This window comes from Polaromonas sp. JS666, assembly GCF_900103405.1.
Lineage (GTDB): Bacteria > Pseudomonadota > Gammaproteobacteria > Burkholderiales > Burkholderiaceae_C > Polaromonas.
On record NZ_FNHX01000008.1, the window covers coordinates 1 to 12,979 of the forward strand.

General features: G+C 67.4%; 13 protein-coding genes. 5 read left to right on the plus strand and 8 right to left on the minus strand.

Annotated features, from left to right (window positions below; all coding sequences use genetic code 11):
* Positions 1-414: 414 nt before the first annotated feature.
* Both BLQ85_RS18030 and BLQ85_RS18035 read right to left on the minus strand, forming a co-directional pair.
* Entirely contained in the window at positions 415-813 is a 399-nt protein-coding gene (locus BLQ85_RS18030; RefSeq protein WP_074578927.1) for a response regulator, read from the minus strand.
* Between the two features lie 200 nt (positions 814-1,013).
* Positions 1,014-1,490, minus strand: coding sequence for an FKBP-type peptidyl-prolyl cis-trans isomerase (locus BLQ85_RS18035; RefSeq protein ID WP_007870363.1), 477 nt, complete (start codon positions 1,488-1,490; stop codon positions 1,014-1,016).
* Between the two features lie 187 nt (positions 1,491-1,677).
* On the opposite strand from BLQ85_RS18035, the gene BLQ85_RS18040 reads away from it, so the two are divergent.
* From BLQ85_RS18040 to ypfH, 3 genes are all read left to right on the plus strand, one after another.
* A complete protein-coding gene (locus tag BLQ85_RS18040; protein WP_074578929.1) occupies positions 1,678-2,145 on the plus strand; it encodes an Rrf2 family transcriptional regulator in 468 nt (155 codons plus the stop codon).
* Positions 2,135-3,064 carry an NAD(P)/FAD-dependent oxidoreductase gene (locus BLQ85_RS18045; protein ID WP_074578930.1) on the plus strand — a complete coding sequence of 310 codons (930 nt, stop codon included), beginning with the start codon at positions 2,135-2,137 and terminating at the stop codon, positions 3,062-3,064. Before BLQ85_RS18040 ends, BLQ85_RS18045 begins: the two co-directional genes overlap by 11 nt.
* A gap of 91 nt (positions 3,065-3,155) precedes the next feature.
* On the plus strand, positions 3,156-3,803 hold the full coding sequence (ypfH, locus tag BLQ85_RS18050) for an esterase (protein WP_074578932.1): 648 nt from the start codon (positions 3,156-3,158) through the stop codon (positions 3,801-3,803).
* A 5-nt stretch (positions 3,804-3,808) separates the two neighbouring features.
* Here ypfH and BLQ85_RS18055 read toward each other — a convergent pair whose 3' ends face one another.
* From BLQ85_RS18055 to BLQ85_RS18065, 3 genes are read right to left on the minus strand one after another with little or no spacing between them, the layout of a single operon-like run.
* Positions 3,809-4,477, minus strand: coding sequence for an SPOR domain-containing protein (locus tag BLQ85_RS18055; RefSeq protein ID WP_074578934.1), 669 nt, complete (start codon positions 4,475-4,477; stop codon positions 3,809-3,811).
* A complete protein-coding gene (locus tag BLQ85_RS18060; protein WP_074578936.1) occupies positions 4,471-5,343 on the minus strand; it encodes a biotin--[acetyl-CoA-carboxylase] ligase in 873 nt (290 codons plus the stop codon). The genes BLQ85_RS18055 and BLQ85_RS18060 overlap by 7 nt, the downstream gene beginning before the upstream one ends.
* Positions 5,344-5,392: 49 nt before the next feature.
* The gene (locus BLQ85_RS18065; RefSeq protein WP_074579176.1) at positions 5,393-6,019 is read right to left on the minus strand and encodes an SET domain-containing protein; all 627 of its coding nucleotides are present in this window, start codon (positions 6,017-6,019) and stop codon (positions 5,393-5,395) included.
* Between the two features lie 174 nt (positions 6,020-6,193).
* Between BLQ85_RS18065 and BLQ85_RS18070 the strand changes: the two genes are divergently transcribed.
* On the plus strand, positions 6,194-6,715 hold the full coding sequence (locus tag BLQ85_RS18070; protein ID WP_074578938.1) for a TlpA family protein disulfide reductase: 522 nt from the start codon (positions 6,194-6,196) through the stop codon (positions 6,713-6,715).
* Positions 6,712-9,675, plus strand: coding sequence for a DNA topoisomerase III (locus BLQ85_RS18075; RefSeq protein ID WP_074578941.1), 2,964 nt, complete (start codon positions 6,712-6,714; stop codon positions 9,673-9,675). Before BLQ85_RS18070 ends, BLQ85_RS18075 begins: the two co-directional genes overlap by 4 nt.
* Before the next feature lie 25 nt (positions 9,676-9,700).
* Here the strand turns inward: BLQ85_RS18075 and BLQ85_RS18080 are convergent, their stop codons facing one another.
* The 3 genes from BLQ85_RS18080 to BLQ85_RS18090 form a co-directional block, all read right to left on the minus strand.
* Positions 9,701-10,921 (minus strand): MFS transporter, encoded by a 1,221-nt coding sequence (locus BLQ85_RS18080; protein ID WP_074578943.1) that lies wholly within the window; start codon positions 10,919-10,921, stop codon positions 9,701-9,703.
* Positions 10,922-11,020: 99 nt separating this feature from the next.
* Entirely contained in the window at positions 11,021-12,241 is a 1,221-nt protein-coding gene (locus BLQ85_RS18085) for an MFS transporter (protein ID WP_074578945.1), read from the minus strand.
* A 76-nt stretch (positions 12,242-12,317) separates the two neighbouring features.
* The gene (locus BLQ85_RS18090) at positions 12,318-12,977 is read right to left on the minus strand and encodes an HAD family hydrolase (protein WP_074578947.1); all 660 of its coding nucleotides are present in this window, start codon (positions 12,975-12,977) and stop codon (positions 12,318-12,320) included.
* Positions 12,978-12,979: the final 2 nt, after the last annotated feature.

Consider the following 12,979-nt stretch of genomic DNA (forward strand, 5'->3'; position numbering starts at 1 on the left):
CTCAAACAACGCCAGCCCTTATCCCTCCTCCGTCTGCGCTGCTCGGCCCAGCCAGGACGGGGAAGTCCGAAATACCAAACACCAAATACAGAACCCCAATACAAAACAAGGACACGCCATGGCGTGTCCTTGTGGTTTTCGGTATTGGTATTTTTCTCCCACCCCTTGTGGATGCGCCGAGGAGCGGAGGTTCAGGCGGATAAGGGATCGCGTTGTTTGAGCGAAGCGAGTTTAGCGAGACCCCGCCTGAACCGAGCACCGCAGGTTGCCCGCAGCGAAGCGGAGGGACGCAGCAACCAGGGTCGCCTTTTCTTTGGTGACTTTCTTTTGGCGAAGCAAAAGAAAGTTACTTGCCGCCGGGCAACCCCGGCCAGCAGGAGTCAGAGGGGAGCGCCCCGCTGGAGCAAGCCCCGGCTACTGTGTCGGGGGCAAAACCCCGTCAAGACTATCCGCGTGACGTTGACAGAACCGCACCAACTTCTCCACATCATGCGACTTGTCAAAAATCTCATCCGCGCCTAACTCACGGCAACGCAGCAAGAGATTCTCCTGGTTGTGGCTGGTCAGCACCACGACTTTCTGGCTGGGTTTGCGGCGCTGGCAGTCCTTGAGCACGCCGAAGCCTGAGCCTTCGGTGAGGAACAGGTCGACGATGGCCAGGTCCCAGTCTTCATGGTCGTGTAGCCACAGGCGCGCGCCTGTCTCGGAATCGGCGTGGCCGACAAAACGCAGCGGCGCGATTTCTTCCATGGCTTCAACCAAGGTGTTGCGTATGTCCGGCTTGTCTTCGACAAGAAACGCGTTGATGACCATGGAGCCCCCGAAGTTAATCCATGAAGTTAGCCGTCATCCCGTGCCCCACCTGTCGTCGGGCTCCTTCGGGATGTGTAGGCTGAGTCCCACTTTAGGACAACGGCCGTCTTTTAGCCGTAACTACGGGTAACGCGGGCAATATTACCGGCCGCCATCCGCCGGCCGGTCGCCCGGCGGCGACCAGTGGCGATTTGTAAATATCAGTGGTGGTGGCCGTGCTCGCCGTGGACGTGGCGGTGGGCGATTTCCTCTTCGGAGGCGGCGCGCACGTCGGTCACCTTGAGGGTAAAACGCAGGGCCTTGCCGGCCAGCGGGTGGTTGCCGTCCAGCATGACGATGTCGCCCTTGATCTTGGTGACATTGAAGACATGCCGGCGGCCGTCTTCGCCGCGGCCCTCGAGCTGGCCGCCGACCTTGACCCCGGGCGGGAACTGCGTGCGCGGGATGGTCTGCACCAGGCTTTCGTCGCGCAGGCCAAAAGCGTCCTGCGGCTCCAGCGCCAGCACGGTCTGAAAGCCCGGCTCCTTGCCGTCCAGCGCTTCCTCGATCTTGGGCAGGGTGTTGCCGTAGCCGCCGTGCAGGTAAACCATGGGCGCGTTGCTTTGCTCAACCAGCTTGCCCTGGGCGTCCGCCACCTTGTAGCTAAGTGTGACGGCGGTGTCTTTTGCGATTTTCATGGTGTTTTTCCGGGGTATCCGGGATGCATGTCCCGTACATAAAAGCGCTGATTTTCGCCCAGCCGGCGCCGGCGGGCCGGACGGCAGCGGATTCGGCGGCATTGGCCCCAGGCCGCGTGGGGCTTTGGGGCGGCCCGGCCGGCGGGCCGCGGCGGTATCTCTAGAATCATGCAACATGATAAGTTACATGAAATCCAAGGGCCGGCTTTCGGCCGTGCTGCATGCCCTGCTGCACATGGCCCACCGCGGCGGGCCCATGACGTCGGAGGAACTCGCGGCCTGCCTGCGCACGCATGCGGTGGTGGTGCGCCGCACCATGGCCGGCCTGCGCGAGGCCGGTTTTGTGGTGTCCGAGCGCGGCCACGGCGGCGGCTGGGTGCTGGCGCGCGACCTGGCTTCGGTCACCTTGCTGGATGTGCAGATGGCTGTCGGCGATGCCGGCGCTGCGGCGGATGGCGACGGCCCGCATGCCGACGGCTGCGTCATCGAGCAGTCGGTGCAGCGCGCGCTGGCCGGCAGCCTGCGCGAGGCCGAGGCCTTGCTGATGAAGCGCCTGGGCGAGGTCACGCTGGCCGACCTGTCGGCCGACTTCAACCGCGCCATGGCCGCCCATGCGGCGCGCCATCTATCGCCGGAGGGCCACCATGCTGCATGACGCCATCATTGTGGGCGGCAGCTTTGCCGGCCTGTCCGCCGCGCTGCAGCTGGCGCGCGCCAGGCGGCAGGTGCTGGTGATAGACGCCGGCCTGCCGCGCAACCGTTTTGCCGCCGAATCGCACGGCGTGCTGGGCCACGACGGCAAGCCGGGCGAGCAGGTCCTGGCCGAGGCCAGGCAGCAGCTGCAGGCCTACCCGACGGTGCAGCTCTTCAGCGGCCGCGTGAGCCGCGTGGACAGCGGCGAAGCCGGCTTTGTGGTGGAGGCCGATGAGGGCATGCGCTGGTTCACCGGTCGCCGCCTGCTGCTGGCCACCGGCGTGGCCGACGTGTTGCCCGAAATCCCCGGGCTGCAGGAACGCTGGGGCAAGACCGTGGTGCACTGCCCGTATTGCCATGGTTACGAGATTGGCGGTGGCGCGGTCGGCGTGCTGGGCGCCGGGCCCATGTCGGTGCACCAGGCGCTGCTGTTTGCCGACTGGGGCGAGGTGACGCTGTTCACCCAGGGCGTGGTGCAGCTGTCGCCCGAAGACAGGGGGTCGCTGGCGGCGCGCAAGGTGAAGGTCGAGGCTTTGCCCATCACCGAACTGCTGGGGGCCGCGCCCGCGCTGGACGGTGTGTTGCTGCAGGACGGCCGCCGGCTGCCGCTCAAGGCGCTGCTGGTGGGCGCCCAGGTGCGCATGGCCAGCCCGCTGGCCGCGGCGCTGGGCTGCGCCTTTGACGACACGCCCATGGGGCCCGTGGTGCGCGTCGATGCCTGGGGCCAGACCAGCGTGGCCGGTGTCTATGCGGGTGGCGACATGGCCCGCGTGCCGCACAGCATCACATTTGCCTGCGCGAGTGGTGTGGCGGCCGGCATAGGCCTGCATGCCTCGCTGGTGATGCAGGACGCGCACAGCGGTGAAACAGCCCCGGCATAGCGGGCTCGGCTAAAGTGGTTGAAAGCCGCCGCACAGGCCCCAAGTGCGTTTTTTCAGCCCATTTCGATCCCTCTAACCGCCCCGCTCCGCCATGAACCCCCTGGACACCGTCACCATAGAACTGCTGCCCGCCGGCGCCACGCCGCGCCAGCTGTTTGTGCTGCTGCACGACGCGGGCGGCTCGGCCGCCGACATGCTGGAGCTGGGCAACCTGCTGGGCGGTGCTTTTCCCGAGGCCGCCGTGCTGATCCCCGAAGGCCTGACGGGCCCGCATGCCGATGCGGCCGGCGCCGCCGCGGCCGGGCTGGACGATGCGGCGGCCCTGGCCGGGCGCGTGGAGGCATTGGCCGCCTATTTGCGCGCGCAGCAGCAACGCTTTGAGGTCTTGCAGTCGGACACCGCGCTGGCCGGCTTTGGCGCGGGCGCAAGCCTGGCGCTGGCGCTCAGCGATGCGCATGACGGCCTGGCGGGGCGATTGTTGTCTTTTGGCGGCGGCTACCAGGTCTGGCCGGCCCGCGCGCCCGCGCTGACCACCCTGCATTTGCTGCACGGCCAGAACGACGAGGTCGTGCCGCTGGCGCGCACACGCAGCGACTTTGACCACCTGATGGAGCTGGGCGCCGACGCGACCCTGGACGTGGCCCGCTCGCTGGGCCATGAGCTGCATCCGGCGCTGATGGACCAGGCGGTGACGCGCTTGCAGACCTGTGTGCCGCTCAGGGCGTGGAAGGCTGTCTAAGCGTTTTACTGACAAGCCTGCAACGGCTTGCCTGCCAGCTGCGGCTTGAGCGCTTCCAGCTTGGCCTTGAGCGCCGCATCGGCGGCGGGCAGCTTGAGCAGCTGGCCGCGCGACTCGGGCCGCTCCAGCACCACCTTGGCGGTGCGCACGCCGCGCGTGGCGGCCTTGGCCAGCTCGCGTTCGGCTTCCGCCTGGGAGGTGTAGTGGCCCAGTGAGAGGCCGGGCCCCAGCGCGGGATTGACCAGGGCTTCAAAGGACACGCCCAGGCCGCGCAACTCGCTGCGTTTTTTGTTGAGGGCGTCCTCGCTGTTGTACTTGCCCATGTAGACGATCCAGCGGCCCGGCTCCACGCTGCTTTCCAGCGTCCAGCTGCCGATGGGGAAGCTGCTTTCCAGGCCGGCGCGCAGCGCGCTGCTTTGCTCGGGGTTGAAGAGGCCGGCCTGCAGGCATTCGGGGGCGGCCTGCGCCGCGGGCGCGGGGCTTGGTTCGTTTTCGATCTGGCGCGCCTCGGCGCTTGTGAGCAGCCGCATGGCCTCGGGCCGGATCTGCTGGGCCAGGCGCTGCGGCTCGGCCTGGACGGCCGGGGCAAAACCGTAGTCGGCCAGCAGGCCGTGGGTCCAGGCGAAGTAGCCGGCATTGGCCAGCAGCAGGGCCAGCACCAGCAGCCTCAGCATGGGCGCGCGCCTTGCGGGTTGTGGGCCGCCACGGGCCGCACGCTGACTTCGGAACTGGTGATTTCTTTCATGCCAGCCGCAGTATGCACCAGCAGCGCGCCGTTTTCGGCGGCGCCGTGGGCCGTGCCGGTGGTGCCGTCGGACAGCTGCACGGCCCGGCCCGCGAGCACGTCGCGCGCCGCGAAACGCGCCTGGAAGGGCGCGAAACCGAAGCGCTCAAAGGCCTGCACCGCCTGCACCAGCGGCGGGATGATGCGCAGCAGCGTGGCCGGCGCGTCGAGTTCGGGCAGCAGTTCCTGCAGGCCGCCGGGCGGGACGGCGGGCAGGGCCGCCGCCGGGGCCGCGGTATCCAGCGCCACGGCGCGGATGTTGATGCCTATGCCGATGACCACATAACGGATGCCTTCCCAGCTCGCGGTCTCGACCAGGATGCCGGCCAGCTTGCGCTCGCCCTGGGGCGTGGACAGCCAGAGGTCGTTGGGCCATTTAAGGCCTATGCGCGGCTTGCCGCCGGGCGCCAGGGGCTCCAGGCTGTCGGCCACGCTGACACCGGCCACCAGCGACAGGCCCGACCAGTCGGTGGGCGCCAGCGGCAGGCCCAGCGAAAAGGTCAGGCTGTCGCCGCGCCGGCTTTGCCACTGGCGGCCCAGGCGGCCGCGCCCGGCGGTCTGCTGCTCGGCGACGAGCAGCAATGGCTCGGGACGGGGTTCTACCGTGGGGCTGCCGCGGAAGCGGCGCATGAGCTCGGTGTTGCTGGAGTCGATCTCGGGCAGCACTTCCACCGTGAAGCCGGGCAGCGAGGGCGCCAGGGCCTCCCAGAGGGCTTCGGCGGGCCAGCGTAAGGGGGTTGGTGAGGGGGTGCTCATGAAAGCTCAGGGAGGGTCTGGCCGGCCCTGGGGCTGCTGAAAGACCGGCTCAGTCCTTCTTTTTCTTCTTGGGCTTTTTGTCGGCTTTCTTGTCAGCCTTTTTTTCCGACTTCTTCTTGTCGGCTTTGGCCTCGGCCTTTTTGTCAGCCTTTTTGTCGGACTTCTTGGTGGACTTTTTCTTGCCCTTGGTTTTTTTCTTGTCCTCGTCCTTGGGCGCCAGCAAGGTGCCGCGGCAGTTCTTGGCGCCGCACCAGCAGGGGTATTCGGCCAGCAGTTTCTTGGTGTAGGGCGCGTCGATGATCAGGCCGTAGTCGTAGAACAGCTCTTCGCCGGCCTTGATGTTGCGCAGCGCCTTGATGAAGACCCGGCCCTCATCCTCGTCGGCTTCGCAGTTGGGCTTGCAGCTGTGGTTGATCCAGCGCGAGGAGTTGCCGCCGTGCTTGGCGTCAATCACATGGTCTTCGTCGATGTGGAAGTAGAAGGTGTGGTTCGGGTCCTTGGGATCGTGCGGGTGGCGGCGCAGCGCTTCCTTCCAGTTGATGACCTCGCCCACGTATTCGATCAGGGTCTCGCCCTCGGCCAGGTCCTGCACGGCGAAAACGCCCTTGCCGTGCACGCCGGAGCGCCGTGTCTGGATACGCCGGCCGTCGGCGGCGGGCGCCGGCGCGGGGGGCATGGAAGAAAGGGGCGCGATGGGCGCGTTGGCCTGGTTTTTTGACACGGGATATTTTTTTGGTATGGTTAATTCATGCATGTGCGCGTGCGCGCGTATGCGTGCGCACCCGCGCGCGTACATGCGCGAGAAGCCGCTATTGTAGTGATGCATCGTGACGCACCCCTGGAGCCCCTCATGTTCAAGCGCCGAAACCTGCTGAAGACGACCGCCGCCCTGATGGCCGGGTCGGGCCTGCCGGCGTGGGCCAAGAACGGGGAAAGCCCCCTGCCCAAGGTCGGCAGCAGCCTGGCTTTGCCGGCCGTGGCGCTGCTGGACGGCAGCGCCTGGAAGCCCGCCGATGTGGGCGGAAAGACGCTTGTGGTGTACTGGTGGGCCAGCTGGTGCCCTTTTTGCGCGGTGCAATCGCCCCATATAGAAGCGCTGTGGCGGGCTCAGAAGGCCAAGGGGCTGGAGGTGCTGGCGCTGTCCATCGACAAGCAGCCGGCCGCTGCCGCGGCCTATATGAAGGCCAAGGGCTACAGTTTCCCCGCCGGGATGCTGACGCCGGAAGTCGCCAAGCGCCTGCCCAAGCCGGCTGGCCTGCCCGTGGTGGTGGTGCTCAAGGTGTCGGCGGACGGCCGTGAAGGCAAAGTCGTATTCGCGGAAAGCGGGGAAATGTTCCCCGAAGATGTAGAAGGTTTGAAGAAGTACTTATGAAAACCCTGGTGATTGCAGAAAAACCATCGGTCGCGCAAGACATTGTGCGGGCGATCACGTCCACGGCGGGCAAATTTGAAAAGCACGACGAGTACTTTGAAAGCGATGAATGGCTGGTGACCTCGGCCGTGGGCCACCTGGTCGAGATCCAGGCGCCTGAGGAGTTCGACGTCAAGCGCGGCAAATGGAGTTTTGCCAACCTGCCGGTGATCCCGCCCTACTTTGACCTCAAGCCCATCGACAAGACCAAGACGCGGCTCAACGCCATCGTCAAGCTGGCCAAGCGCAAGGACGTGGGCGCGCTGGTCAACGCCTGCGACGCGGGCCGCGAGGGCGAGCTGATCTTCCGGCTGATCCAGCAATACGCGGGCAGCAAGCTGCCGGTCAAGCGCCTGTGGCTGCAGTCCATGACGCCGGCCGCAATCCGCGAGGGCTTTGACAGCCTGCGCAGCGAAAAGCAGATGCAGGGCCTGGCCGACGCGGCGCGGTCCCGCTCGGAAGCCGACTGGATGGTCGGCATCAACGGCACACGCGCCATGACGGCCTTCAATTCGCGCGACGGCGGTTTCTTTTTGACCACCGTGGGCCGCGTGCAGACGCCGACGCTGTCGGTGGTGGTGGAGCGCGAGGAGAAAATCCGCAAGTTCGTGAGCCGCGATTACTGGGAAATCCACGCGACCTTCCTGGCCGAGGCCGGCGAATACCCGGCCAAGTGGTTCGACCCCAAATGGAAAAAAGCCGCGGCCAATGCCGCCAACGGCGAGGGCGCCGAGCCCGACCCCGAGCTCAAGGCCGACCGCGTCTGGTCCGAGCGCGAGGCGATGGCGATCGCCGAGGCCGTGCGCGGCAAGGCCGCCACGGTGACCGAAGAAAGCAAGCCCACCACGCAGGCGGCCGGCCTGCTGTTTGATTTGACCTCCTTGCAGCGCGAGGCCAACGGCAAGTTCGGCTTCTCGGCCAAGACCACGCTGGCGATTGCGCAAAGCCTGTATGAACGCCACAAGGCCCTGACCTACCCGCGTACCGATTCGCGCGCGCTGCCCGAGGACTACCTGCCGGTGGTCAAGCAGACCTTTGAGATGCTGGCGGACAGCGGTATGAAACACCTGGCGCCGCATGCGGCGACCGCGCTCAAGGGCGGCTACATCAAGCCCAGCAAGCGCATCTTCGACAACGCCAAGGTCAGCGACCACTTCGCCATCATCCCCACGCTGCAGGCGCCCAGCGGCCTGAGCGAAGCCGAACAAAAACTCTACGACCTGGTGGTGCGCCGTTTCATGGCGGTGTTCTTCCCGAGCGCCGAGTACCTGGTGACCACGCGCATCTCGCAGGCCGTGGGCCACAGCTTCAAGACCGAGGGCAAGGTGCTGGTCAAGCCGGGCTGGCTCGCGATCTACGGCAAGGAAGCCGCCGACGAGGTGGCCGACGCCAAGGACGGCGACAAGGGCCAGAGCCTGGTGCCGGTCAAGCCCGGCGAGATGGTGCGCGCCGAGGTGGTCGAGGCCAAGGGCCTGAAGACCCGGCCGCCCGCGCGCTATTCGGAAGCCACGCTGCTGGGCGCCATGGAAGGCGCCGGCAAGACGATTGACGACGACGAACTGCGCGAAGCCATGCAGGAAAAAGGCCTGGGCACGCCGGCCACGCGCGCCGCCACGATTGAAGGCCTGATCGCCGAGAAATACATGCTGCGCGAAGGCCGCGAGCTGATCCCCACGGCCAAGGCCTTCCAGCTCATGACCCTGCTGCGCGGCCTGGGCGTGGAGGAACTCTCCAAGGCCGAGCTGACCGGCGAGTGGGAGCACAAGCTCGCGCAGATGGAGCACGGCAAGCTGAGCCGCGAAAAATTCATGGCCGAGATCGCCGCCATGACGGAAAACCTGGTCAACAAGGCCAAGGGCTATGACAAGGACACGATTCCCGGCGACTACGCCACGCTGTCCGCGCCCTGCCCCAACTGCGGCGGCGTCATGAAGGAAAACTACCGGCGCTACACCTGCACCGGCAAGAACGGCGACGACGGCTGCGGCTTCAGCTTCGGCAAGACGCCGGCCGGCCGCACCTTTGAAGTGGCCGAGGTCGAGCAGTTCCTGCGCGACAAAAAAATCGGCCCGCTGGACGGCTTTCGCTCCAAGGCCGGCTGGCCTTTCACCGCCGAGATGGTGATCAAGTTCGACGAAGAGACAAAAAACTACAAGCTCGAGTTTGATTTCGGCGACGACAAGAATGCTGAAACCGGCGAGATCGTCGACTTCGCCGGCCAGCAGTCGCTGGGCCCCTGCCCGCGCTGCGCCTCGCGCGTGTTCGAGCTCGGCAAGAATTACGTCTGCGAAAAATCGGTGCCCACACTGGCGCAGCCGACGCCCAGCTGCACCTTCAAGACCGGCCAGGTCATCCTGCAGCAGCCCATAGAGCGCGAGCAGATGCACAAGCTGCTGGAAACCGGCAAGACCGACCTGCTCGACAAGTTTGTCTCCATGCGCACGCGCCGGCCCTTCAAGGCCATGCTGGCCTGGGACAAGGAGGCTGACAAGGTGAACTTTGAATTTGCGCCGTCCAAGTTCCCGCCGCGCAAGCCGGCGGCCGCCAAGACCGGCACGGTGAAAACGCCTTTCGGCAAGACCGTCGCGGCGAAGGCAGCGAAAGCACCGGCCGCGAAGAAGGTCGCTGCCAAGAAAACACCGGCCGCCAAAACCGCCAAGCCCAAAACGCCGCGCGTCGCCAAGCCGGGCGCCGGCCTCAAGCCCAGCGACGCGCTGGCCGCGGTGATAGGCGCCGAACCGGTGGCGCGCACCCAGGTCATCAAAAAACTCTGGGACTACATCAAGGCCCAGGGCCTGCAGGACGCGGCCAACAAGCGCGCCATCAATGCCGACGCCAAGCTGCTGCCGGTGTTCGGCAAGCCGCAGGTCACGATGTTTGAATTGGCCGGCATTGTCGGCAAGCACCTGAGCGCCGAATAAGGCGCCGGAGCAAGCCGCTTGCCTTTCAGCCCACCGGCTCGGGCAGCTGCCGCAGCGCGTGCAGCCGCGAACTGAAGACCACGCAGGCCAGCAGCGCAAAACCGGCCAGGCTCAGCCACAGGCAGGCGGCCTCTCCCCATAAGGCGCCGACCAGTCCGCCCAGCGCGGCCCCCAGCGGGCGCGAGCCGGCGTTGGCGGTCAGGAAGACGGCTGAAATGCGGCCCAGCGCCGCATGGGGCGTGATGCTCTGGCGCAGGGTGGCGGAGGTGATGCTCCAGACGATGGGGCCGGCACCGAACAGGAAAAACCCCAGGGCCGCCAGCGCGCCGCTGGGCACGGCCAGCGTGGCCACCAGGCTCAGGGCGGCCAGCAGTGAGCTGGCCGGGCCGGCCTGCATGGCCCGCCCGAAGGGCAAGGCCGCCACCACGTGCGGCGCCAGCAGCGAACCCACCACCATGCCCGCGCCGTAGCAGCCCAGCGTGAGGCCCACGCCCTGCGGTGTCAGGCCCAGCACGCGCACCGCGTAGGGCACATAGGCCGCCTGCAGCACAAACCAGGAGATGTTGGAGATCATGCCCGCCAGGATCATGGGACGCAGGAAAGGATGGCGCCAGACAAACTGCGCGCCGTCGCGAACCTCCAGCAGGGGATGGCGCGCCGCGGCCGGCGCGCGCGCCGGCTCCGACAGGCGCAGCAAAAGGCTGATGGCCGATGCGGAGAGCAGCGCGGCCAGCACAAAGGCCGCCGGCGCGCCGGCCCAGGCGACCAGCGCCCCGGCCAGCGCCGGCCCGCCCGCGTAAGCCATGCTGCGCGCCAGTTCCAGCCGGCCGTTGGCGCGCGCCAGCAGCGTGCGCGGCACGATGGCTGGCACCAGCGCGGGCGCCGCCACGCTGAAACAGACGGTGCCCACCGCGCCGGCCAGGCCCAGCAGCGCCAGCCCGGCAATCGACAACCGGCCTGTCAGCACCATGGCCAGCAGCGCCAGCAGGGACAGCGCGCGCAGGCTTTCGGCCGCCACCATCAGGCGGCTGCGCGAGACGCGGTCGGCCAGCAGGCCCAGCGGGATGGCCATCAGCAGGAAGGGCAGGGTTTGCAGCGCCGCCAGCAGGCCTATCTCGCCGGGCCCCGCGCCCAGCATCAGCACCGCGACCAGCGGCACCGCCGCCAGGCTCAGCTGTTCGGCCGACTGCGCGGCGAGGTTGGCCCAGGCCAGGCGCGTGAAATGGGGCGGAAGTGGGGCGTGCATCGCGGTCGGGAAAGCGCCTATGCTACCCGCCGCGTTCCTCGGGGCTCGCACGCTGCCGTTCGCCGGAGCAGGGGTGTTGCGCTGCCGGTAGTGACGGCCTCAGGCCGCCGGCTCGGGCAGCTGCCGCAGCGCGTGCAGCTGCGAGGCAAAAATCACCGCGGCCTGCAGCACAAAGCCGGCCAGCGCCAGCCACAGGCAGGCGGCTTCGCCCATGGACGCGCCCACCACGCCGCCCAGCGCCGCGCCCAGGGGGCGCGAGCCGGCATTGACGGCCAGGAACACGGCCGAGACCCGGCCCAGCATGGCATGCGGCGTGACGCTCTGGCGCAAGGTGGTCGAGGTGATGGTCCAGACAATGGGCCCGACGCCGAACAGGAAAAACGCCGTGCCCGCCAGCACGCCGCTGGGAACAAACAGCGTGGCCGCCATGGCCGCGGCGGCCAGCACCGAGACGGCCGGTCCCAGCTGGATAGCACGGCCAAAGGGCATGGCCGCCACCACGCGCGGCGACAGCAGCGCGCCCACCACCATGCCGGTGCCATAAGCGCCCAGCGTGATGCCCACGCCCTGCGCCGTCAGGCCCAGCACGCGCACCGCATAAGGCACATAAGCGGCCTGCAGCACAAACCAGGCGATGTTCCAGACCGTGCCGGCGATCACCATGGGCCGCAAATAGGTCTGGCGCCAGACAAACTGCGCGCCGTCGCGGATCTCGAGCAGCGCGTGGCGCCTCGCGGTGGGCGCGCGCGCCGGCTCGGCCAGTTGCAGCAGCATGGCCACGGCCGCGCCGGACAACAGGGTTGCCAGCACAAAGGCCGAGGGCGCACCGGTCCAGGCGACCAGTGCCCCGGCCAGCGCCGGCCCGCCCGCGTAAGCCATGCTGCGCGCCAGCTCCAGCCGGCCGTTGGCGCGTGCCAGCAGCGTGCGCGGCACGATGGCCGGCACCAGGGCCGGCGCCGCCACATTGAAGCAGACCGTGCCCACGGCACCGATAAAACCCAGCAGCGCCAGCCCCGCGATGGAGAGCTGACCCGACAGCACCATGGCCAGCAGCGCTACCAGGGACAGCGCGCGCAGGCTTTCAGCCGCCACCATCAGGCGGCAGCGCGAGACCCGGTCGGCCAGCAGGCCCAGGGGAATGGCCAGCAGCAAAAAAGGCAAGGTCTGCAGCGCTGCGAGCAGGCCGATTTCGCCAGGCCCCGCGCCCAGCATCAGCACCGCGACCAGCGGCACGGCCGCCAGGCTCAGCTGCTCGGCCGATTGGGCCGCGAGGTTGGACCAGGCCAGGCGCTGGAAGGGAATGGGAAGTGGAGGGTGCATGGGGCAAGCCGGATGAGGCTGCCATTCTGCCCGTGACAGCCTGACCCTGCTGGCCGTTAACGGACGCGCGATGAGATCAATGCAATTGCAATGCCGGCCAGCCCCGCTCGCTGCCTATGGCCGCCAGCGTCGCGTCGGCATTCACCATGACCGGGTGCTTGACGGCCTCCAGCAGCGGCAGGTCGTTGATGGAGTCGCTGTAGGCCGTGCTCTTGCAGTCCTTGAAGCGCAGGCCGCGCGCCGTGAGCCAGGCGTGCAGGCGCTCGACCTTTCCTTCGCGCATATTGAGCACGCCGGTGGTGCTGCCGGTGAACAGGTCGCCGCGCATCTCGGGTTCGGTGGCAATCAGGTGTTCGATGTCGAAGTAGATGGCCGTGAGTTCGGTGATGAAACGGTTGGTGGCCGTGGTCATGACCACCAGGTCGCCCGCCTCCAGGTGTTTGTCGACCAGCGCGACGGCGGCCGGCGTGATGCGCGGCACTATCCAGTCGGCCAGGAATTCCTGGCGCAGTGGCTCCCACTGCTGCACGGTGCGGCCGGCCAGCGTGCCCACATAAAAATCGGCGAACTCTTTCAGCCCGACGGTGCCGGCCTTGTAGCGCGCCGCCATGTCGGCGTTGCGCGCCGTGAACTCGGTGCGGCCCAGCAGGCCCTTCTCGACCAGGAAATCGCACCACAGCACATCGCTGTCACCGTTGAGCACGGTGTGGTCCAGGTCGAAAAGGGTCAGCTTCATGG